The organism is Nocardioides sp. QY071, from assembly GCF_029961765.1.
Lineage (GTDB): Bacteria > Actinomycetota > Actinomycetes > Propionibacteriales > Nocardioidaceae > Nocardioides.
This window is the reverse complement of the sequence record NZ_CP124681.1, coordinates 4,785,171-4,807,320: the sequence shown is the minus strand read 5'-3', so window position 1 is coordinate 4,807,320 and position 22,150 is coordinate 4,785,171. Positions and strand designations below refer to the sequence as shown.

The window sequence follows — 22,150 nt, the reverse complement described above, 5'->3', positions numbered from 1 at the left end:
GAGGAGATGGTCGAACCTCGTGGGGCGCGCGGCCGCGCGCCCCACGAGGGAGTGCCGGGTCGACGGCGAACGGGCCCTGCCCGCCGTCGGAGGTCAGGCCGGGATCAGTTCCCGAGCGCGACCGAGAGCGACAGGTTGTCGAGCGCGAGGCTCTCCAGCGTGATCGCGTAGGCCTTGGCGTTGACGTTCGGCAGGTCTGCCGAGGAGCTCGTCAGCGCGAAGGCGTCGGCGACGTACCCGCTGTCCGTCGCGGTGTTGGCGAATCCTGCCTCCGACTGCGCGACACCGATGGTGGTGGTGCCGAGCGTGGCGCCGTTGGGCGTGGTCAGGGTCTTGGCGTTCAGCCCGACCGATCCCAGCGCGATCGTGGTGTCCGTGGAGGTCACCTCGAGGTGCGCCGGCAGGTTGAGCAGCGGGATCGTCACGTCGGGCGTGATGACCTCGATGCCGCTCGCGTTGGTGTTCGCACCGGTCTCCGCGTAGATCGTGGCCTGGTTGCCACCGGCGACGTTGGCCGCGCCGGTGCGCGCCTTGAGTCCGTCACTGGTGATCCTGTCACTGTTGAGCGTGAAACCGTCGGCCGACGACAGCACGGCGCCGACCATTCCCTGCAGCATCGCGACGCCGAGCCCTGCGGTGAGCAGGGTCGCCGGCACCGTGACGGCTGCGAACCGACCCAAGCGGGTGCGGCCCATTCCTTCGACCTTCTTCAACTTTCCCTCCAAAAGGCACCCGCCGATCCCTCCCGAACCGGCGGTGGAACGCTGGCCGCATCCCCATGCCTCTAGGCCAAGCGTGACGGAGTGTGACACACATCTCCGGGTGTGCGCGACACCCAGTAACAGATTTCTTCTCAGCTCTTCTCGACCGGTGCCGACGGACGGTGGATGACGTACGGTTGCGCGCCGTGACCCACCGCGCCGACTCCGGACCCTGGCTGCGCACCGCCCTCGGCATCGCCGCACTGGTCGTCTTCTTCGCGGTGATGCTCGTCGTCATCGCGGCTCTCGCGTTCTCGGTGAAGGTGTCCGGGAGCAGCATGGAGCCGACCCTCTCGACCGGCGACCGGCTCCTGGTCGACCCGTTCGGCAAGGGCGAGATCCATCGCTTCGACATCGTCGAGAGCACGCTCGGCGATCGCGAGATCCCTGTCGTGAAGCGGGTGATCGGCCTTCCCGGCGACCGGATCAAGGTCCGTGCCGACCAGGACCCGCCGGTCGTGCTGGTGCGGCCGAAGGACGAGGACGCGACCTACGCCGTCGACAACCCGACCTGGGCCGGACGAGTCGGCGCGAAGGTCGCGGCCTGCTGCGCGGAGGACGGTACGTCGCTGCCCGGCGGCCGGCCGGCGGCGTGGGTCACGGTCCCCGACGGGTCCTACTGGGTCGTCGGTGACAACTGGGGCGGCTCCGACGACTCGCGGACCTTCGGCTTCGTGAAGGAGGCCCAGGTGACGGCCCGGATCGTTCTCCGACTGCAGCCGGTCGGCGGGCTCGGCCGGCTGCCCGACCGGGCCCGGCTGGTCCCGGTCGAGAAGTAGCGCTCGGGCCCGTCTGCGACCTTTCTGCGACTGAATGTCACAGGAACCCTCGCCAAGGGGGGTGGCGGTGGTCTAGTGTCCCGGCCCGGGAGAGAGGGACCCGTACGGCGGCACATGGGACGCCGGCACGGGTGGGACGAAGGCGGGACACCCATGTTCTTGGACGGTCTGGACGATCTCGGCGGCATCGGCTTCTGGTCGATCCCCGTGTTCACCGCGCTCATCGGCTGGCTGATCAACTGGTCGGGCCTGTGGATGCTGTTCGCGCCGATCCACTTCCACGGCGTCCGCGTGCCCGGACTGGCGCGGGTCGCGGGCGCCCTGCCGCGGCGGCTCCAGGAGGTGCCCGGCCTGCTGCGCGGCGGCATCGGCTGGCAGGGCATCGTGCCCGCCCGGGCCGCGAAGATGGGCAGCATCGCCGTCGACAAGGCGATCGCCCGGATCGGCACCCCGCGCGACTTCTACGAGCAGCTCGAGCCGGACGCGATCGCCGCACACATCGTCGAGACCTTCCGCTCGGACGTGCCCCTCCTCGTGGACGAGATCATGTGGCGCGAGCACCCGCAGCTGTGGGAGCGACTGCCGCGCGGGATCCGTACCGGCGTGATCGACCGGGTCCAGGCCCAGCTGCCGCAGGTCGTCGGCCGGGTCACGACCGAGATCGGCGAGCACATCGACCAGCTGCTCGACCCGAAGGTGATGGTCATCGACCACTTCGAGCGGCACCCGGAGGTCGTGGTCCGGATCTTCCGCGACTTCGGTGCGCGCGAGCTGCGGATGATGGTGGTCTTCGGGTTCGTCTTCGGATTCCTGCTGGGCATCCCGGTCGCCGTCCTCGACCACGTGCTCCACCAGTGGTGGCTGCTGCCACTGCTGGGCGTCGCGGTCGGCTGGGCGACCAACCTGCTGGGCATGTGGCTGATCTTCGAGCCGCCGGAGGCCCGCCGGATCGGGCCGTTGCGCGTCCAGGGCCTGTTCGCGCGCCGCCAGTGGGAGGCGGCCGACGTCTATGCCCGGCACATCGCCGCCGACGTGATCACCCTCGAGCGGATCGGCGAGCACCTCCTCGACGGGCCCGCCGGCGACCGGACCCGCCAGGTCATCGCCGACGCGTTGCACCCCGCCATCGACCTGGCCCTGGGCCCGTTCGCCCCGGCCGTGCGCGCCGCCGTCGGGCCACGTCGCTTCGACACGATCCGCCGTACCGTCGCGCTGGAGGCCGCCGACCTGACCCTGGTCCCGCTGCGCGACTCCGACTTCAGCGCCCGGCAGTCGGTCCGGATCCGCACGCTCGTCGCCGACCGCTGCCGCGAGCTGCCGCCGCGGGACTTCGTCGAGATGATGCGCGCGGCCATCAAGGAGGACGAGTGGCTGCTCTACGCGCACGGCGCGCTCATGGGTGCCGCCGGCGGCTTCGTGCACCTGTGGCTGTTCGGCGTCGGCGGATGAGCCGGGACGGCCGCGACCGCCTTGCTGCCCGCGGCCGGGCCCTCCTCGCCCGCTCCCGCGACGTGGCCGCCCCGCCGGACGACCACCCCGCCTTCGCTCGGGTCCTCGACCAGCTCGCGCCCGACGAGGCCCGGCTGCTGTGGTTCCTGCACACCTCGGGGCCCGAGCCCACGGTGGACGTCCACCTCGGCGGCCTCGCCGGCCGCCTCGCGCCCGCCGTGCTGGCGCGTGGACTGAGCCTGGTCGGCGCCCGCGCGGGAGTACGACGCCCCGAGCGCCTGCCGCTGCACCTGACCAACCTGCGCCGGCTGGGCCTGGTCGCCGACACGGACGAGCCGGTCGCCGACCTGACCCGCTACCAGGTGGTCGAGGCCCAGCCGGCCGTGCTCACGGCCGCGCGCACCGCCCGCCGAGCGCACGTCGTACGCCGCCGCCTGGAGCTGACCCCGTTCGGCCGGGCGTTCGTCCACGCCTGTCTCGGCAGTTCCTGCGACACCGTGACCTGAGATCCCTGTGCCGGTTACCACAACAGGCGTTAACCTCCACCCGTCGGGTCCATTGCCGGTGCATGGGGGCACGGCCGGGACCGACAAGGACGAGAGGTACGCGTGGACGCAGTGCTGGACGGGCTCAGGGACTGGGCCGACCACGTCGACTGGTTCGCCTTCGTGTCGATCCCGTTCTTCACGGGCATCATCGGCTGGCTGATCAACTGGTCGGGCCTGTGGATGCTGTTCAAGCCGATCAACTTCTACGGCTTCCGGATCCCCGGGCTCAAGGAGGTGGCCGGCGTCCTGCCGCGCAAGCTCCAGGAGGTCCCCGGCTGGATGGACGGCGGCTTCGGCTGGCAGGGCATCGTCCCCGCCCGCGCCGCCAAGATGGGCAGCATCGCGGTCGACAAGGTGATCGCCAAGCTCGGCACCCCGGCCGAGTTCTACGCCCAGCTCGAGCCCGACCAGATCGCCGAGCACATCGTCGCGGTGTTCCGCCCCGACCTCCCCGACCTCGTCGACGACGTCATGATGCGCGAGCACCCGCGGCTGTGGCGCGACCTGCCCCGCCCGGTGCGCCAGGCCGTCATCGACCGCGTCCAGGCCCAGCTGCCCGGCGTCGTCAAGACGATCACCGACGAGATCGGCGTCCACATCAACCAGCTCCTCGACCCGAAGATCATGGTCATCGACCACTTCCGGAAGAACCCCGAGCTGGTAGTCAAGGTCTTCAAGGACGTCGGCCAGCGCGAGCTCAACCTGATGGTCGCCTTCGGCTTCATCTTCGGCTTCCTGCTGGGCATCCCGGTCGCGATCATCGACCAGACCTGGCACATCTGGTGGCTGCTGCCGCTGCTCGGGATCGTCGTCGGCTGGACCACGAACCTGCTCGGCATGTGGCTGATCTTCGACCCGCCGGAGGAGAGGCGGATCCTCGGCATCAAGGTGCAGGGCCTTTTCCTGCGCCGCCAGGACGAGTGCGCCGAGGTCTACGCCCGGATCATCGCCGACGACGTGATCACGCTCGAGCGGATCGGCGACTTCCTGATGGACGGCCCCCGCGGCGACCGCACCCGCCAGATGATCGCCACCGCCATGCGGCCCGCGATCGACAAGGCCGCCGGCCCGCTGCGCGGCGCGGTCAACGTCGCCATGGGCGGGCGGCGCTACGACAGCATCAAGGACTCCTTCGCCCAGGAGGCGGTCGGTCGCACGATCACGCCGTTCCGCGACCCGGGCTTCAGTCGGCAGCAGTCGGAGAAGATCCAGGTGCTGATCGCCCGGCGCACCAAGGAGCTCCCGCCCAAGGACTTCGTCGAGATGATGCGCTCGGCGATCAAGGAGGACGAGTGGATGCTCTACGCCCACGGCGCGATCATGGGTGCCGCCGGCGGGTTCATCCACCTCGGGATCTTCAATTGGGGCTGGATCCCCGGCTTCCCGCCGTCGTGATCCGCTCGAGCACCGGAAGGCTGAGATGACTGAGGACCTCGACCAGGACGGCCTGCCGCGGCTGCCCGCGCTGACCGGGCCCGCGGTGGCCGAGTCGCTGCCGGGCCTGGCGCGCGTCGCCGGGTCGGCAGCGCTGCACACCGCCGGCTGGGGCCTGCGCACCACCACCCGCAACTGGATGCGGGTCGGACGCGCGGTCACCAGCAGGGACGAGGCGGCGTCGTTGATCCGTGACGTCGGGTCGTACGTCGGCGCGCTCGGCGAGGTCGCCAAGCAGGTGTCCGGCGGGGTGCCCGTGGCCACCGCCCTGATGCGGGCCGGCGAGACGCTGGGTGGCACCGCAGACCGTCCGCGCGAGGTGATCGCTTCCCCCGTCGTCGACGGCCAGGTGGTCGCGTCGCGGCCCCAGTCGCTGCGCGACCGCGGCAAGGACCTGCTGGAGCGCTCCCGCGACGTGTGGAGCACCGACGACCGGCACCCGGCGTTCGACCGGATCCTCGACGAGCTCGCCCCCGACGAGGCCCGGATCCTGGTCATGCTGCTCAGCAAGGGGCCGCAGCCGTCGGTCGACGTCCGCACGGGCGGGCCGATCGGCATGGTCAGCAGCCAGCTGGTCGCCCCCGGCCTCAACATGGTCGGCCCGCGGGCCGGCCTGCGCTACCTGGAGCAGGTGCCGTCGTACCTCAACAACCTGTTCCGGCTGGGCCTGGTCTGGTTCTCCCGGGAGCCGGTGCACGACCACATGGAGTACCAGGTGCTCGAGGCGCAGCCCGACGTGCTCGCAGCGCTGCACTCGGTGAAGTTCGCCAAGGTCGTGCGCCGCAGCATCCACCTCACCCCGTTCGGCGAGGAGTTCTGCAAGCTGGCGCTGGTCGACGAGGCCGTCGCGTCCAGCTCCGACCTGCCCGAGCACGAGGCGCCGCCGGAGATCGACGGACAGTGACGCGGTAGGCCGGCAGGTCAGCGGATGATCCGCCCGCCCGCCTTCTGCCACCACGCCGCGGCCGCACGGGCGGCGTCGGGGAGCTGGGGGTCGGCCGCGAGGTCGGCCAGCTCCGGCTGCTGCGACATCCCGGCCGCGAACATCGCCTCGTAGCCGACCTGGTCCTCGCGCTGCACCAGCTCGCGGAGCAGCCCGCGCTCGAGCGGTACGCCCGCGAAGCCGCAGATGCTCAGCCCGGCACCGCGCAGGACCAGGTCGTCGGACGCCAGCCACGGCGCCGGGTCGGCCGAGTCGAACGGGATCATCAGGTTGGCGAACGCGAAGGCCGCGCCGTGCCGTGTGGTCTCGTCCGGTCCGTCCAGGGCGGAGCGGCAGATCAGCTCGCGCACACGGTCGGCGAAGGGCGAGGCGACCAGGAGGAACGACGAGGTCGTCACGTGTGTCGCCCGGAAGTCGTAGAGCACCTCGAACAGCAGCCGGGCCAGCATCGCCTCGCCCCCGTGGCCGTCGGCGACCTCGGCGGCGAGCGCGGCGGCGTACGAGTAGTGGTGGTTGCGCCGGGTCCGGGTCCACGCGGCCGCGCGGCGCGGCTCGACCAGGTCCTCGGTGAGCCGGGCCCTGACCTCGGCGCGGAACTCCGGCGGGCAGCCCGCCAGGGTGGCGCTGAGGATCGGCTGGCGCAGCGCGTCGCCGACGGCGGCGTCGCACGCGGCGGCGTAGACCGGCACCAGCGGGAGCCAGTCGGTACGCCGCAGCCCGCCGACGCTGCGCATGTTCTGGATGCCCAGGCACCCGGCCCGCGCGATGATCCACGACTCGTCGGACAGCAGCTCGCCGCACCAGGTGACCAGCTCAGGGGTGGGGAGCTCGGTGATCGCGCTGAGCAGGTCGGCGGCGCGCTGCATGCCGGGCCGCTCGACCGCCTCCCGGATCACCTGGCCGACCACGTCGGCGTACGGGCTGCAGCGCAGCTTGCTCAGCGCCTCGTACCTCAGCTGGTAGGCCGTGCCGGCGGCCCGGCCCACCTCGTCGGCCAGGCGTACGACGAGCGGGCGGATCGTGTGCGCGGGCATCCCGAACGACGTGAGCACGTGGTACTCGGCGAAGCGCAGCCAGTCCTGCGCACTCGGGTCGGTGGACTGCACGGTGTCGACCGCGGTCGTGAACCCGGCCAGGGTCGGCTCCGGGACGTAGGGGTCGGTGTCCGCGGGCGCGTAGGCGAAGGTCCGGCACAGCACGTCGACCGGCGCGCGCAGGTGGCCGTGGGGCAGCCCGAGGGCACGCTCGTACGCCGCGACCACCGACCCGCTGCGCCGGCCCGTGGTCTCGACGCGCGAGAGCGTCGCGGGCGAGAGCCCGCCCCCGCTGCGCGCCGCGAACTCCCGCAGCGGCACCCCGGCGGAGACCCGGCTGGTCCTCAGCAGCCAGCCGATGCGCGCGGCGACGTCGATCCGCGCCCCGGCCAGCGGGGTGGGGTCGTCGATCTCGTCGGTGTGCCGAGCCACCTCGGTATCGTGCCTCCGACGCCGCCCTCCCGCTGCGTTTCACTCGGACTCGGGACCGAAACAATCGCTTTCGAGGACGCCGGGCGTGTCACGTTGTTCTCGGCGCGGTCGGCCCTGAGGCCAGCGCGATGTGGGGTCGCGTTCCTGCTCCGGGGAACAGGAGGACGGCCCGGGCCGACCGCGACGACTCGCCGTGACTCGTGGTGGGTGGATGAGCCCGAGACCTGTCCGCCCACCACGTCCCTCGCTGGCCCGCTCCTCGCGTCGTCGACGGCAGCCCGCTCGCACTGGGTCGACCACGTGCGCCCGTGCCCACCCACGAGGTGACGGGGGACACCATGGTTCGCACAAAGTTGAGCGGAACAGACTCAACTTTCGGGACGTTGGACCTGATGACCGGTCGGAGTATTCCGGCCAAGATGGAACCCAGACACTCTCGAGGAGCACTGCATGAGCCAATTCGGGGCCGACAAGTTCACCACGCGCAGCCGCGAGGCGATCGAGGCCGCCCAGCTCGCCGCGACCACGGCGGGCAACACCACCGTCGAGCCGATCCACCTGCTCGTCGCCCTGCTGCTGCAGGAGGACGGGACCGCCGCCCACCTCGTCGCCAAGGCCGGCGTCGACGTCTCGGGGTTGGTCCACGCCGCCTCCGCGGCCCGCGACGGGCTGCCGCGCGCCAGCGGCGCCACCGTCCAGCAGCCGTCCGGGTCGGCCGCCCTGACCCGGGTCCTGGCGTCCGCGCTGGACCTTGCACGGTCGATGAAGGACGAGTACGTCGCGACCGAGCACCTGCTCATCGCGCTCGCCACCGTCGAGTCCTCGGCCCAGCAGGTGCTGGGCGACGCGGGCCTGAGTGCCGACGCCCTGCGCGAGTCGCTGACCGCCGTGCGCGGCAACCGCCGGGTGACCTCGCAGGACGCCGAGGCGACGTACGAGGCGCTGGAGAAGTACTCCGTCGACCTCACTGCCGCCGCCGAGGAGGGCAAGCTGGACCCGGTCATCGGCCGGGACCAGGAGATCCGACGCGTGGTGCAGGTGCTGTCGCGCCGTACGAAGAACAACCCGGTGCTCATCGGCGAGCCCGGCGTCGGCAAGACCGCCGTCGTGGAGGGCCTCGCCCAGCGCGTGGTCGCCGGCGACGTCCCCGACTCGCTCAAGGGCAAGCGGGTGCTCTCGCTCGACCTGATGGGCATGGTCGCCGGCGCGAAGTACCGCGGCGAGTTCGAGGAGCGGCTCAAGGCGGTCCTCGACGAGATCAAGCAGTCCGAGGGCCAGGTCATCACCTTCATCGACGAGCTGCACACCGTCGTCGGCGCGGGCGCCGGCGGCGACAGCCAGATGGACGCCGGCAACATGCTCAAGCCGATGCTCGCGCGCGGTGAGCTGCACATGATCGGCGCGACCACCCTCGACGAGTACCGCGAGTCGATCGAGAAGGACCCCGCGCTGGAGCGCCGGTTCCAGCAGGTCTTCGTGGGTGAGCCCTCGGTCGAGGACACCATCCAGATCCTGCGCGGCATCCAGGAGAAGTACGAGGCCCACCACGGCGTCCGGATCACCGACGCCGCGCTGGTGGCGGCCGCGACCCTGTCCGACCGCTACATCTCCGGCCGGCAGCTGCCCGACAAGGCGATCGACCTCGTCGACGAGGCGGCGTCCCGGTTGCGGATGGAGATCGAGTCCTCCCCGGAGGAGATCGACCAGCTGCGCCGCCAGGTCGACCGGCTCAAGATGGAGGAGTTCGCACTCGCCAAGGAGAGCGACGACGCCTCGGTCGAGCGGCTCGAGGCGCTGCGTGGCGACCTCGCCGACAAGGAGGAGGAGCTGCGCGGGCTCGAGGCACGCTGGGAGCGGGAGAAGGCCGAGCTCGAGGGCGAGGGCGTGCTGCGCCGCCAGCTCGACCAGCTCCGGGTCGAGGCGGAGCGGTTGCAGCGCGAGGGCGACCTCGGTGGCGCGAGCGCCATCCTCTACGGCCAGATCCCCGCGCTGGAGCAGCAGATCAAGGCCGTCGAGGCGGCCGAGGACGCCGAGCCGATGGGCGAGAAGCTCGTCGGTGAGGAGGTCGGGGCGACCCAGGTCGCCGAGGTCGTCGAGGCCTGGACCGGCATCCCCACCGGGCGGCTGCTGCAGGGCGAGACCGCCAAGCTGCTCGACATGGAGCAGGTCATCGGTGCCCGCCTGATCGGCCAGGCCGATGCGGTGCGTGCCGTCAGCGACGCCGTACGCCGGGCGCGGGCCGGCATCTCCGACCCGAACCGCCCGACCGGCTCGTTCCTGTTCCTCGGCCCGACCGGTGTCGGCAAGACCGAGCTGGCCAAGTCGCTGGCGGACTTCCTGTTCGACGACGACCGGGCGATCGTGCGCATCGACATGAGCGAGTACGCCGAGAAGCACTCGGTCGCGCGGCTCGTCGGTGCCCCTCCGGGCTACGTCGGGTACGACGAGGGTGGCCAGCTCACCGAGGCGGTGCGCCGGCGTCCGTACTCCGTCGTCCTGCTCGACGAGGTCGAGAAGGCCCACCCCGAGGTCTTCGACATCCTGCTGCAGGTGCTCGACGACGGTCGGCTGACCGACGGCCAGGGCCGCACGGTCGACTTCCGCAACACGATCCTGATCCTCACCTCCAACCTGGGCTCGCAGTTCCTGGTCGACCCCTCGCTGTCGCCGGAGGCCAGGCAGGAGTCGGTGATGGCCGTGGTGCGGGCCTCGTTCAAGCCGGAGTTCCTCAACCGGCTCGACGAGATCGTCACCTTCGACGCGCTGTCCCGCGAGGACCTGGCACAGATCGTGGAGCTGCTGCTCCGCTCGCTGGAGGCGCGCCTGTCCGCCCGCCGGATCACGCTGTCGGTCACGCCCGAGGCACGCGCCTGGCTGGCCGAGACCGGCTACGACCCGGCGTACGGCGCCCGGCCGCTGCGCCGCCTGATCCAGACCGCCATCGGCGACCCGCTCGCCCGGCTGCTCATCGGTGGCGAGGTCACCGACGGTGGGTCGGTCACGGTCGACCGGGGTGAGGACGGGCTGGTGCTCGCCGGCTGAGTCGCGCAGGTGCATGAATCCCCGGTCAGCCGGCTCTCCTGACGTATCCGTGGGTGGTTGCTGCGTGGCCTGAACGAGCACACGCCGCTCCCTGTCTAGGTTTCGAGTTGTCGAGAAACGAAACCGGAGCGTCAGGAGAACGGCGTGGCACTCGTCAGCCTATTCCGTGGCCTGTTGGGGCTGGAACACACCGCGATCGAGAACGCTCGCCTTGACGGTGGCGTGCTGGTCATCGACGTACGGCCGATGGCCCGCCAACGCGGCCGATGTGGCCACTGTCGGCGGCCCTGCCCCGGCTACGACGCCGGGGCAGGACGACGCCGCTGGCGCACCCTGGACCACGGCGCCACGATGACCTTCCTAGAAGCTGACGCACCCCGGGTCCAGTGCCGCGAGCACGGCGTGAATGTGGCTCATGTGCCCTGGGCGGTCCATGGCGCGGGACACACCCACACCTTCGACGCCCAGGCAGCGTGGCTGGCGGTGCGGACCTCGAAGTCCGCGGTCAGCGAACTGATGCGCATCGCGTGGCGCAGCGTGGGATCGATCCTGGACCGAGTTTGGCAACAGATCGACACCACCACCGGCGGGCCGACAGGCGCCCGGCTCGATGGGTTGCGGCGGATCGGGATCGACGAGGTCTCCTACCGCCGCGGACAGCTCTATCTGACCGTCGTCGTCGACCACGACACCGGACACCTGGTGTGGGCCGAACCCGGCCGTGACCGTGCCACGCTGCGCCGCTTCTTCGACGACCTCGGTCCCGAACGCAGCGTCCAGATCACTCATGTCTCGGCCGACTCGGCCTCGTGGATCGGCGAGGTCGTCACCGAACGCTGCCCCCAAGCCGTGCAGTGTGCCGACCCGTTCCATGTCGTGAAATGGGCCAACGACGCCCTGGGCACCGTTCGTGCCGCCGCGTGGCGCGAAGCCCGCGCCGCCGGCGCGACCCGCAAGAACGGTCGCGAACAGGGCCGACAGCGCCGCGACTCCACCGGCGCGGCCCGCCAGCTGCGTGAGGCCCGCTACGCCCTGTGGAGAAACCCAGAGGACCTCACCGACCGCCAACAGCAACGGCTGGCCTGGATCGCGGCCACCCACCCCCGACTGTGGGAGGCCTACCGGCTCAAGGAGGGCCTACGCGCCCTGTTCCGCATGCACGGCCCCGACGCCATCGACGCCTTCCGAGAGTGGCTGGCCTGGGCACGCGCCAGCGGGATCGAGGAGTTCGCCCACCTCGCCACACGGATCGAAGCCATTGCTGCCCGCGTCGAAGCGACTCTCACTCACCGTCTGACCAACGCTCTGGTCGAGTCGGTGAACACCAAGATCCGACTCCTGACCCGCATCGCGTTCGGGTTCCACACGCCCCGACCACTCATCGCGCTCGCGATGCTCAGCCTAGGCACACACCGCCCACAACTCCCCGGCCGCACCACCCACACATGAGTCAGGAGAGCCGGTCAGCCGGGGATTCATGCACTTGTCAGGGGTTGCAACGCCTGACAGGTGCATGAACTGCCCATCCCATGTGACGTGTGGGGTGGTCTGGTGGAATGGAGCCCATGAGCGAGCAGCAGCCCCGGCCGGGACAGGCGACGCTGGCGGGCGCGCTGATCATCGGCGGGTCCGTGTTCGTCGTCCTCGCCGCGTGGCAGCGGATCTCCACCCTCCACACCCTCGCGGTGCAGGAGGAGCTGCAGAAGGTCCTCACCGAGCCGATGACGGCCGACCTCGGGCTCGACGCCGACGGACTGGCGACGGTCATCCGGGTGCTGTGCATGGTCGGCGCCGGGGCGGCGACGGCGTCGGCCATCCTCGGCGTCCAGGTCTTCAAGCGCTCGGCGAGTGCCCGGCTCGCGCTGACCGCCCTGGCGCCGCTGCTGTTCGTCGGCGGCCTCGCCACCGCGGGCTTCCTGGCGCCGATGGTGCTCGCCGGCATCGCCCTGCTGTGGCTGCAGCCCACCCGGGACTGGTACGCCGGCCGGCCCTGGATGCAACGCCTCGAGGAGCGCCAGGCCGCCCGGTTGGCCGCGATCCGGTCCGCGACGCGACCCGCGCCGCCGTCCCGGTTCGACCAGCCGGGCCAGCCGGGCCAGCCGAGCCAGCCCGGCCAGCCGGGCCACCTGCCTGGACCCCTGGCCGGCCCGGTCACCGGCGACGCGCCGCCGGCCACCGGCCCCGTGGTCGGCGCCCGCCCGCCGGCGCTGGTGGCGGCGTGCGCGATCACCTGTGTGGTCGCGGTGGCGATCGTGCTGCTCGTGGCCGGCATGGTCGCCTACGTGTCGGCCAACAGCGAGAAGCTGTTCGCCGAGGTGATGAAGGACCAGCCGTCCTGGCTGGACAGCTCGCAGGTCACCGAGCAGGACCTGGTCGCCGGCATCTACGTGCTCATGGCGGGCGTCACCGCCTGCGCCCTGGGCGCGATCGTGCTCGCCGCGCTCGCATTCGTCGGCCAGAACTGGGCGCGGATCGTGCTCGCCATCGGCGCCGCCGCCGGCGCCGCGCTCGCGCTGTTCCTCGCGCTCGGCGCCTGGCCGCTCGTGATCCTGGTCGCGGCGCTCGCCGGGACGACCAGTCTCCTGCTGCGGCCCGAGGTCAGTCGCTGGTACGTCGGGCGCTGAGCCTCACGCGCTCAGGTCGGCCGCGCCGAGCCGGCGTACCGCCTCGGCGATGACCTCCGGCCTCTTGCAGAACGCCCACCGCACCAGGTGGCGGCCGCTCCCGGGCGCGTCCGGGTCGTCGTAGAAGACCTCCGAGGGGATCGCCACGACGCCGGCCCGCTCGGGCAGGGCGCGGCAGAAGTCCCCGCCACTGGCCCAGCCGAGCCCGCTCACGTCGGTGGTGGCGAAGTAGGTGCCCTCGGGCACGTACGTCGTCAGGCCCGCCGCCCGCAGCCCGGCGACCAGCTGGTCCCGCTGGGCCTGCAGGTCGCGGGCGAGGCCGGCGGGGAAGTCGTCGCCCGCGTCCAGGGCGGCCGCCACGGCCGGCTGCAGTGGCGCGCCGGAGGTGAAGGTCAGCCACTGCTTGGCCGCGGTCAGGGCCGCGACCAGCTCGGCCGGGCCGCTCGCCCAGCCGACCTTCCACCCGGTCACCGACCAGGACTTCCCGGCGCTGGACAGGGTGAGCGTGCGCTCGGCCATGCCGGGCAGGGTCGAGATCGGCACGTGCGGGCGGCCGTCGAAGGTGAGGTGCTCGTAGACCTCGTCGGTCACCACCAGCACGTCGTGCGCGGTCGCGACCCGGGCCACGGCGGCCAGCTCGTCGGCGTCGAGCACCCGGCCGGTCGGGTTGTGCGGGGTGTTGAGCAGGATCAGCTTGGTCCGGTCGCTGACCGCCGCCTCGAGCTCGGCCGGGTCGAGCCGGAAGTCCGGTGCGCGCAGGGTGACCGGCCGTCGTACGCCGCCGGCGAAGTCGATCATCGCCGTGTAGGAGTCGTAGTAGGGCTCGAGCACGACCACCTCGTCGCCCGGGTCGACCAGCCCGAGCAGCGCGCCGGCGATCGCCTCGGTGCAGCCGGTGGTCACCACGACCTCGCGGTCCGGGTCGAGCTCGATGCCGTAGCGGCGCTGCTGGTGGCGCGCGATCGCCTGCCGCAGAGCGGGGACGCCGGGGCCGGGCGCGTACTGGTTCGCTCCGCCCCGCAGCGCCGCGACGGCCGCGTCGAGGATGACCGGCGGGCCGTCGGTGTCGGGGAATCCCTGGCCGAGGTTGACGGCGCCGGTCCGGACGGCGAGCGCGGACATCTCGGCGAAGATGGTCGTACCCATCCCGGCGACGCGTCGGGCAGCAGGAGACATGGGGACGACGATAGGGAACCGCTGATCCATCCCGCCTGCTACGCGCCGCGACGCACGCACGCTGGCTGCGTTGCAGACGCTCGACGTGCGCCCAGCATGCCTTCGCGCCTGCGCCTGGCCATCGCACGCGCCTCGCGACGCTCGCGACGGCGCCATGGATCAGCGGTTCCCTAGATAACCTACGAGCGTGACGACCACGGACACCGCCCTCGCCGCCGACATCGACGCCACCTGCCGCCTCACCGGCGAGTTCGTGCTCCGGTCGGGCCAGGTCAGCAACGAGTACTTCGACAAGTACCTCTTCGAGGCCGACCCGATCCTGCTCGCCCGCGTCGCGCGCGAGGTCGCCCAGCTGCTGCCGGAGGAGATCGACCTGCTCGGCGCGCTGGAGATGGGCGGCATCCCGATCGCCACCGCGGTCAGCCAGCTGATGGGCATCCCGGTGGTCTTCGTGCGCAAGAAGGCCAAGGAGTACGGCACCGCCAAGCTCGCCGAGGGTCCGTCGTTCGACGGCCGCAAGGTCGTGCTGATCGAGGACGTCATCACCACCGGCGGTGCGGTCCGCGACGCGACCAACGCGCTGCGCGAGGGTGGCGCGGTCGTCGAGACGGTCGTGTGCGCGATCGACCGCAGCCCGGCCGGCGAGAACCCCCTCGCCGACGTCGCGCTCGAGGTCCGTGCGGTGCTGACCAAGGCCGAGCTCGACGAGGCTCGCGCCGCGGCCCACGCCTGACGGCTAGTTGTCGTCGGGGACCGCGCTCGCGACCACGATGTCGTTGGCCGCTGCCCACTGCGCGAGGTCCCGCTTCTCGATCGCCGCGGCCATCAGGTCGGGGAACTGGTCGGGCGTGCACGCGAAGGCGGGCACGCCGATCGCGGCCAGCGCGGCGGCATGCGTGGCGTCGTACGACGGGGCTCCCGAGTCGCTCAGCGCCAGCAGCGCGACCATGACCGCGCCCGAGGACGTGATCGCGTTGGCGCGGCGCAGCATCTCCTCGGCGATGCCGCCCTCGTAGAGGTCGCTGATCAGTACCAGCACGGTCTCCTCGGGCCGCTCGATCAGTGACTGGCAGTAGGCCAGGGCGCGGTTGATGTCGGTGCCGCCGCCGAGCTGGACGCCGAAGAGCACGTCGACCGGGTCGTCGATCTCGTCGGTGAGGTCGGCGACCTCGGTGTCGAAGGCGACCAGCCGCGTCGACACGGTGCGCAGTGAGGCGAGGACGGCGCCGAAGACGCTGGAGTGGACGACCGACTCCGCCATCGAGCCGGACTGGTCGATGCACAAGATGATGTGGCGCTCGGTCTGGCGGTTGCGGCGGGCGTGGCCGTGGAGCCGCTCGGGTACGACGGTGCCGTGCTCGGGCAGGTAGTGCTTGAGATTGGCGGCGATGGTGCGGCGCCAGTCGATCTCGTGGTGTCGCGGACGCCGGGTGCGGGAGGCCCGGTCCACGGCCCCGGAGACCGCCTGGACGGTCTTGCTGCGCAGCCGCTCCTCGAGCTGGTCGGTGACCGCCCGCACGACCGCGCGGGCAGTGGTGCGGCTGTGCTCGGGGATCACCCGGTTGAGGCCGACCAGGGTGGTGACCAGGTTGAGGTCGGGCTGCACCGCGGCCATCGTCTCGGGCTCGAGCAGCAGCTCGTGGAGGCCGAGCCGGTCCATCGCGTCGGCCTGCATCACCTGCACCACCGAGGACGGGAAGTAGGTGCGGATGTCGCCGAGCCACCGGTTCACGCCGGGCGCCGAGCGTCCGAGCCCGCCGCGACGCGGACCGCCCGGGCGACCGGAGCCGGAGCCGGCGCCGTCGTAGAGCTGGGACAGGGCGCGGTCGCGGACCAGGTCCGCGGCCGAGAGATGGACGTCGTCGGGGTCGGCCTCGCCGCCGCCGAGGACCAGGCGCCACCGGGTGAGCCGGTCGCGGGACTCTGGCGTCTCGGTCATCGGGCCACCTCCAGGCCGAGGAGGGCCGCGACCCGCCGGGCGGCGTCGCGGCCGGCGACCAGGTCGAGGTCGGGGACGGAGTCGGTGTGGTCGTGGTCGAGGTTGTGGACCCGGGTGGCGACCTGGCGGCGCTCGGCGGGCGGGAAGCGGGCGAAGGTACGACGCAGCAGCGGCAGCAGGTCGTCGAAGACGGACTCGTCGACCCGGCCGACCCACTCGTCCACCATCGCGAGCAGGGTCGGGTCGTGCAGCAGGAGCACGGACTCGCCCTCGAGGAAGCCGTCGAGCCAGGCGGCCGCGTGTACCGGGGAGGCGCCGACGGAGAGCTGGCGGCTGAGCCGCTCGGCGGCGCGGTCGGCCGCGAGGTGCCCGCCGTCGAGCAGGATCCGGTTGACCCGGCCCGCGACCGAGCCGTGGACCCGGTCGTCGGCGGCCACGCCGGCCAGCGCCTCGCGCCACCGGGCCGCCCCGATGCCGACCAGCGCGATCCCACGCTGGGCGCTGTCGATCGAGGCGCGCAGCGCGTCGGCCGCGTCGTCGTCCAGGCCGGTGCAGGCTGCCCGCAGCTCGACCGCCGCGCGGACCACGACGGTGTCGAGCACCTCGCGGACCCGGCCCAGGTCGGCGCGGCGGACGTCGCCGTAGCGCTGGGTGCGGGCCAGCGGCTCGACCGCGTCGAGCAGGGCGCGGGTGTCGTGCTGGTGGGCGGTGGCGGCGGCGAGCGCGTCGACCACGGTGGCGAGGGCGCGCGGCAGGTCCGCGACGAGGGCGGACTCGACCAGCCGGCCGAGCGTGGCCAGGTCCGTCGCGGCGGCAGCGGCCTCCCGGACCCGGGTCTCCGCGGCGCCGAGGACGGTGGTGCCGAGCAGGCCGGCCTCGACCAGCGAGACGGCGAACTCGGGCTGCCACTCGAGGTCCCAGGCCTCCTTGAAGGTGCCGGTGGTGCGGCCGGCCTCGCCGGGGGTGCCCCACGGGATGCCGAGGAGGGCGAGCCGGTGCAGCAGCCGGGAGCGCTCGAGCTGGGCCTCCTTGCGCAGGTCGAGGGTGACCGTCGTGGGCGTCGGCGACGGCTTGAGCCGGAGCCGGCGCTGGGTGCGGGCGAGGTCCTCGGCGAGCGGCACGAGGGGGACTGCGTCAGGCACCTGCCCGAGCTCCTCGCCGATCACCAGTCGCCGTTGCACGAGCCCGAGCGGGACTGCCGAGCCGCCGCACAGCACGGTCTGGCTGGCGTCCATCAGCTCGTCGAGACCGGCCGACGGGCGACCGCGTACGGCGGCCAGCGCCTCCGCCATCCGCACCGCCTCGACCACCGTCGCGGGGGCCGCGTCGAGGCCGTCGTCGCGCAGCGCCCGCGCCACGCGGGTCAGCCAGCCCGGGACGACGTCGCCGGGGCGGTCCTCGGCCCAGCAGGCGAACAGGTGCTGGTACCAGCCGGGCGAGGTGACCCCGGCGCCGTACCCGCTCGCGTAGGCCAGCCGGCCCGCGGTCCACGGCGCCCAGGTCGCGGTCACCCTCACCTTCGACAACCCGGCCAGCAGTTTGTTGTCGGCGGCCTGGGAGGGGAAGGTCGCGGGCTCCAGGACCGGCGCGTGGAAGGCGCCGCACACCACCGCGATCCGCTGGTGGCCCTCCTTGACCGTCGCGCGCAGCACCCTGCGCATCGCCGCCTCGCGGCGCAGGTTGTCCTCGCCCACCGGGCCGGCGGCGCGAGCCTCGCTCATCGCCTCGCGCAGCAGCGCGAAACGGGCCAGCGAGGACTCGGCGCGGTGCTCGACGGCGTCCTCCCACCAGCGCTCGGGGTCGTCGTACCCGGCGGCGGTGGCGAGCAGGGCGATCGGGTCGGTGCGTCCCTCCGCCGCCGCCTCGTCCTCGTCGCTCGGAGCGAGGGAGTGCGCGGCGGGCAGGTCGGCGAACCGGACGGGTACGCCGCGCTCGACCGCCCACGTCAGCGCCACCCACTCCGGCGAGAAGGCCGCCATCGGGTAGAACGCGGCCCGCCACGGCTCGGCGCTCGCGTAGGCCAGGCCGGCCACGGGCGGCACGAGCCCGGCGCCGACGTACGGGACCAGGGCGTCGAGCTCCGGCGGGCCCTCGATCACGACGGCGTCCGCGGCGAGCTCCTCGAGCGCGCCGGCGACCGAGCGCGCCGAGCCCGGGCCGTGGTGGCGCACGCCGAGGACCTCGACCCTGCTGTCGCCCCGGGGAGTCAGGTCAGCTCCCGACAGGCGCGGTAGAGGTCGGCCCACTCGGGGCGGTCCTTGACGACGGTCTCGAGGTACTCCTGCCACACGATCGAGTCCTGCACCGGGTCCTTGACCACCGCGCCGGTGATGCTGGCGGCCAGGTCGTCGGCGCGGACCACGCCGTCGCCGAAGTGGGCGGCGAGCGCGACGCCATTGGTCATCACCGAGATCGCCTCGGCGGTGGACAGCGTGCTCGACGGGGACTTCACGGTGGTGCGCTGGTTGAGCGTCATCCCGCCGCGCAGCTCGCGGAAGATGGTCACCACGCGCTCGATCTCCGGGGTCGCCGCGAGCTCGTCGGGCAGCTCCAGGCCGCGGCCGATCGAGGCCACCCGGGTGCGGACGATCTCGACCTCCTCGCCGAGGCTGTCGGGCAGTGGCAGCACGAGGGTGTTGAACCGGCGCTTGAGCGCGGAGGAGAGCTCGTTAACGCCCTTGTCGCGGTTGTTGGCGGTGGCGATCACGTTGAACCCGCGCCGGGCCTGCACCTCGTCGTCGAGCTCGGGGACCGGCAGCGTCTTCTCCGACAGGATCGAGATCAGCGCGTCCTGCACGTCGGCCGGGATCCGGGTCAGCTCCTCGACCCGGACCAGCGCGCCGGCCTCCATCGCCCGCATCACCGGGCTAGGCACGAGCGCCTCGCGGGAGGGGCCCTCGGCGAGCAGGCGTGCGTAGTTCCAGCCGAACCGCAGGGACTCCTCCGGGGTGCCGGCGGTGCCCTGCACGACCAGCGTCGAGCTGCCGCTGATCGCGGCGGCGAGGTGCTCGCTGACCCACGACTTGGCGGTGCCGGGCACGCCGAGCAGCAGCAGCGCGCGGTCGGTCGCCAGGGAGGCGACGGCGATCTCCATCAGGCGCCGCGCGCCGACGTATTTCGCGCTGATCTCGGTGCCGTCGTCGAGCCGCCCGCCGAGGAGGTACGTCGTCACCGCCCACGGCGAGAGCCGCCACTGCGGCGGCCGCGGCCGGTCGTCGGCTGCGGCCAGCGCGGCGAGCTCGTGGGCGTACTCGTCCTCGGCGTGCTGGCGCAGCACGCCGGTCGGGTCGGTGCCGGTGGGTTCGGTGAGGGTCATCGGAAGGCCTCCGTGATCGCGGGCAGGAAGGAGAGGTACTGGTCGAGGTCGGCGGGCAGCGAGCCCCACCGGTGCTCGGCGCGGGCCCACGCGGAGACCGCGGGCCGGACCGACGGGTGCAGGCCGGCCGCGAGGCTCGGCAGCGCGAGGGAGGCCGAGCCGCCGGCCGGGGCGGTGTGGCGCAGGACGTCGACGACGGCGGCGCTGAGGCCGGGGCTCCACGGCGGCGGGACGTGGCGGACCACCGACGCGACGCCGGCGGCGGCCTTCGTGGCCCGCAGCAGGTGGAGCGCGGCCGCGTCCTGCTCGGCGGTGGGCAGGTACGCCAGCAGGTCGGGGCTGTCGGCCACGGCCGCACTGGCCCAGGTGAGGTCGGCCCGGGCCCGGACCGCCCGCAGCACGCCGGCCCGCGCGGCGGGCTGGGTGATCAGCGGCCAGGTGTGGGCGGCGTCCTTGCCGGTCGCGTCGGTCCACACCGACAGCGGCGCCCCGGCGCTGATCAGCTCCAGCCACCGCTCGCGCTGCGAGCCGCCGCGGGTGGTGGTCAGCCCGTCGCGCACGCCCGCGGCGTCGGGCTCGGTCGGCAGTGCGACCTCGAGACCGCGCCGCAGCCGGCCGGTCGACGTCAGGAGGGGGCGCAGGCGCGCGGCCATCCGGGCGGCCCGCGCCGAGTCCGGAGCCGCGTCGAGCAGCGCGAGCGCCTCGCGCCGTACCTTGGCGGAGCGGTGGTCGAGCGCCGCCTCGAGCCGGTCGAGGTCGTCGGCCGGCACGGGAGTGGGTGCGGCGGCCGCGGGCTCCGGCTCGAGGACCCAACGCCAGTCGGAGCGCAGCCCGGCGAGCCAGCGGCCGCGCTCACCGACGACCGGTCGGGTGGCGGCGCGCAGGTCGGACTGCTGGGTGGCCAGGGCGAGCAGCCGCGGCAGGGTGCGGGCCGGGACCCGGACGCCGCGATCGGCGGCGACGCCGAGCCAGTGCTCCAGCGCGAGCGGGCGCAGCCGCGCGGCGACCGGCGGCTGGTCGAGGAGCAGGCCGAGCAGCTGGACGGCGGCCGGTGGCGCGACCGGGGTGGCGTCGGGGGCGGCCGGTTCGGGGAGGTCGCCCGCAGGTCGGTCGGGGAGGTGGGCACGGAGCAGGGCGCCACCGAGCGCGGCGGCGTCGAGCAGCGTGGTCTCGGGCGTGCTGTCGGGGCGGGCGGCGACGCCGAGGCCGTGGGGGAGGGGCGGCGGCTCGCGGCGCTCGGTGCCGAGCAGCGCGGCCACCGTGGTCTGCTGCCACCAGCCCGGGGCACTCACCGGTCCACTCCGACCAGGCTCAGCGGGCGCAGGCCCCGCTCCTCGAGCTCCCCGAACACGTCGGTCACCGCGCCGCCCGTCGCGGCCAGCGCGTCCCACGGGTCCGGGCCGAGCACGTCGACCGTGTCACCGGACTCGTCGACGAAGGTGGCCGGCGCTCCGTCGTACGGCGGCACGAGGCGGCCCCGCACCACCGCCGGCACCCGGACGGCCCACGGGTTGCGCTGCCACAGGTCGCTGAGCGCCGCGCGGGCGTCGGCGAGCGATCCGCCGCTCGGCAGCGGGGTGCCGAGCGAGAGGGGTGCGGGCGGGGCGGCGAAGCGGGCGCGGGTCGGCGCCGAGCCGGGGTAGCGGACGAGGGCGACGTCGACGACGCTGCCGTCGAGCTGGGGCATCGGCAGCGGCTGCGGGCCGCCCGCGAAGTCGAGCACCAGCACCAGCTCGCCGGTCGCGACCGAGCGCAGCCAGGTGCGCTGCTCCTTGAGTCGCCCGGTCTCGTCGCGGTGCGCGCCGAGCACCTGCCAGCCCGCCGCCGGCTCGGCGTCGGCGAGGTCGTCGGCGGCCCACGACCAGCCGAGGTAGGAGCGCAGGTCGCCCTGCGTCTCCGGCGCCAGGTCGTCCCACCGGCGCCACGCCTGCACGGCCAGCCACCACCGGCCGGCCTCGGTCAGCAGGTGCTCGGCCCAGTCCTCCCGACTGCCCACCGCCGCCGCCATGTCGCGCAGCCGCTCGGCCAGCCCCGGCACCTGGCCGTCCACCAGCCGCGCGGCCGTCGTGTCCCACCAGGTCCACGGCTGGCGCCGGGTGGTCGCCGTACCGCTGCGGGCCAGGTCGGCCAGCCACTGCGCGAAGTCCTCCAGCGCCGCCGACATCGTCGCCCGCCGCTCCGCGATCCGCCTCGCCCGGGCCTCGGGGTCGACGGGTCGCCTGGCCTCCGCAGCCGCGGCGCCGGCCGCCCGCTCGGCCCGGGTCGCCGCCCAGTCGCCCGCGAATCCCGCCGGCTCGGCAGCATCGGCCACCGCACCGTCCGAGCGGACCCACAGGAGCAGCAGCGCCAGCGCGTGCTTGCAGGGGAACTTCCGGCTCGGGCAGCTGCACCGGTACGCCGGGCCGGCCAGGTCGATCGACACCTGGTACGGCGTCCTCCCGCTGCCCTGGCACCTGCCCCACACGAGGGTGTCCGTGCTGCCGGTCTCCGACCACGGGCCCGGCACCGCGAGCTTGCGCGCGGCCGTCAGCGACGAGGCGTCCGGCGCGGCCTTCTCGACGGCCTGGAAGTTCCAGCGGGGCATGGTGGGGCCATCATGGTTGATGGAGCCGACACCGTGGGGGCTCGGGGTTGATGCGTCTCGGGGCCGACTCACGGTGTTGGTTTGGCCGT

Annotated in this window: 17 protein-coding genes; 9 read left to right on the top strand and 8 right to left on the bottom strand. The window is 73.2% G+C overall.

Translation table 11 applies throughout. The features are described 5' to 3' along the window. Window positions 1-104: 104 nt before the first annotated feature. Window positions 105-695 (bottom strand): DUF6230 family protein, encoded by a 591-nt coding sequence (locus QI633_RS23180; protein WP_141797166.1) that lies wholly within the window; start codon window positions 693-695, stop codon window positions 105-107. A gap of 212 nt (window positions 696-907) precedes the next feature. Here QI633_RS23180 and lepB point away from each other — a divergent pair, with 212 nt between their 5' ends. The 5 genes from lepB to QI633_RS23155 all read left to right on the top strand — a co-directional run bounded on the left by lepB (window position 908) and on the right by QI633_RS23155 (window position 5,875). Next, on the top strand, window positions 908-1,540 hold the full coding sequence (gene lepB / locus QI633_RS23175) for a signal peptidase I (protein ID WP_282427203.1): 633 nt from the start codon (window positions 908-910) through the stop codon (window positions 1,538-1,540). A 153-nt stretch (window positions 1,541-1,693) separates the two neighbouring features. Beyond that, window positions 1,694-2,989 carry a hypothetical protein gene (locus QI633_RS23170; RefSeq protein WP_282427202.1) on the top strand — a complete coding sequence of 432 codons (1,296 nt, stop codon included), beginning with the start codon at window positions 1,694-1,696 and terminating at the stop codon, window positions 2,987-2,989. Next, on the top strand, window positions 2,986-3,495 hold the full coding sequence (locus QI633_RS23165; protein ID WP_282427201.1) for an Abi-alpha family protein: 510 nt from the start codon (window positions 2,986-2,988) through the stop codon (window positions 3,493-3,495). Before QI633_RS23170 ends, QI633_RS23165 begins: the two co-directional genes overlap by 4 nt. A 102-nt stretch (window positions 3,496-3,597) precedes the next feature. Beyond that, complete coding sequence (locus QI633_RS23160; protein WP_260805763.1) at window positions 3,598-4,932, top strand: hypothetical protein; 1,335 nt, start codon at window positions 3,598-3,600, stop codon at window positions 4,930-4,932. A gap of 25 nt (window positions 4,933-4,957) precedes the next feature. Continuing rightward, a complete protein-coding gene (locus tag QI633_RS23155) occupies window positions 4,958-5,875 on the top strand; it encodes an Abi-alpha family protein (RefSeq protein ID WP_222117728.1) in 918 nt (305 codons plus the stop codon). 17 nt (window positions 5,876-5,892) lie between these two features. Here the strand turns inward: QI633_RS23155 and QI633_RS23150 are convergent, their stop codons facing one another. Continuing rightward, entirely contained in the window at window positions 5,893-7,380 is a 1,488-nt protein-coding gene (locus tag QI633_RS23150; protein WP_141797170.1) for a helix-turn-helix transcriptional regulator, read from the bottom strand. A gap of 450 nt (window positions 7,381-7,830) precedes the next feature. Here QI633_RS23150 and clpB point away from each other — a divergent pair, with 450 nt between their 5' ends. From clpB to QI633_RS23135, 3 genes are all read left to right on the top strand, one after another. Beyond that, window positions 7,831-10,422: an ATP-dependent chaperone ClpB gene (gene clpB, locus QI633_RS23145; protein WP_141797171.1), complete on the top strand. Its 2,592-nt coding sequence runs from the start codon at window positions 7,831-7,833 to the stop codon at window positions 10,420-10,422. 144 nt (window positions 10,423-10,566) lie between these two features. Next, window positions 10,567-11,871: an ISL3 family transposase gene (locus QI633_RS23140; protein WP_282426486.1), complete on the top strand. Its 1,305-nt coding sequence runs from the start codon at window positions 10,567-10,569 to the stop codon at window positions 11,869-11,871. 116 nt (window positions 11,872-11,987) lie between these two features. Next, a complete protein-coding gene (locus QI633_RS23135) occupies window positions 11,988-13,046 on the top strand; it encodes a hypothetical protein (protein ID WP_282427200.1) in 1,059 nt (352 codons plus the stop codon). 3 nt (window positions 13,047-13,049) lie between these two features. On the opposite strand, the gene QI633_RS23130 is transcribed toward QI633_RS23135, so the two are convergent. Next, window positions 13,050-14,222 (bottom strand): pyridoxal phosphate-dependent aminotransferase, encoded by a 1,173-nt coding sequence (locus tag QI633_RS23130; protein ID WP_282427199.1) that lies wholly within the window; start codon window positions 14,220-14,222, stop codon window positions 13,050-13,052. Between the two features lie 187 nt (window positions 14,223-14,409). Here QI633_RS23130 and pyrE point away from each other — a divergent pair, with 187 nt between their 5' ends. Continuing rightward, window positions 14,410-14,955 (top strand): orotate phosphoribosyltransferase, encoded by a 546-nt coding sequence (gene pyrE, locus QI633_RS23125; protein WP_222117729.1) that lies wholly within the window; start codon window positions 14,410-14,412, stop codon window positions 14,953-14,955. A 3-nt stretch (window positions 14,956-14,958) separates the two neighbouring features. Here the strand turns inward: pyrE and QI633_RS23120 are convergent, their stop codons facing one another. Genes QI633_RS23120 through QI633_RS23100 form a run of 5 tightly spaced genes read right to left on the bottom strand, consistent with a single transcriptional unit; the run spans window position 14,959 to window position 22,061 of the window. After that, on the bottom strand, window positions 14,959-16,161 hold the full coding sequence (locus tag QI633_RS23120; protein WP_141797174.1) for a VWA domain-containing protein: 1,203 nt from the start codon (window positions 16,159-16,161) through the stop codon (window positions 14,959-14,961). After that, window positions 16,158-18,332, bottom strand: coding sequence for a DUF5682 family protein (locus QI633_RS23115; protein ID WP_282427198.1), 2,175 nt, complete (start codon window positions 18,330-18,332; stop codon window positions 16,158-16,160). The genes QI633_RS23120 and QI633_RS23115 overlap by 4 nt, the downstream gene beginning before the upstream one ends. Before the next feature lie 35 nt (window positions 18,333-18,367). Then, window positions 18,368-19,477, bottom strand: coding sequence for an AAA family ATPase (locus QI633_RS23110; protein ID WP_282427197.1), 1,110 nt, complete (start codon window positions 19,475-19,477; stop codon window positions 18,368-18,370). After that, a complete protein-coding gene (locus QI633_RS23105) occupies window positions 19,474-20,769 on the bottom strand; it encodes a DUF5691 domain-containing protein (protein WP_282427196.1) in 1,296 nt (431 codons plus the stop codon). The genes QI633_RS23110 and QI633_RS23105 overlap by 4 nt, the downstream gene beginning before the upstream one ends. Next, on the bottom strand, window positions 20,766-22,061 hold the full coding sequence (locus tag QI633_RS23100) for an SWIM zinc finger family protein (RefSeq protein WP_282427195.1): 1,296 nt from the start codon (window positions 22,059-22,061) through the stop codon (window positions 20,766-20,768). Before QI633_RS23100 ends, QI633_RS23105 begins: the two co-directional genes overlap by 4 nt. Window positions 22,062-22,150: the final 89 nt, after the last annotated feature.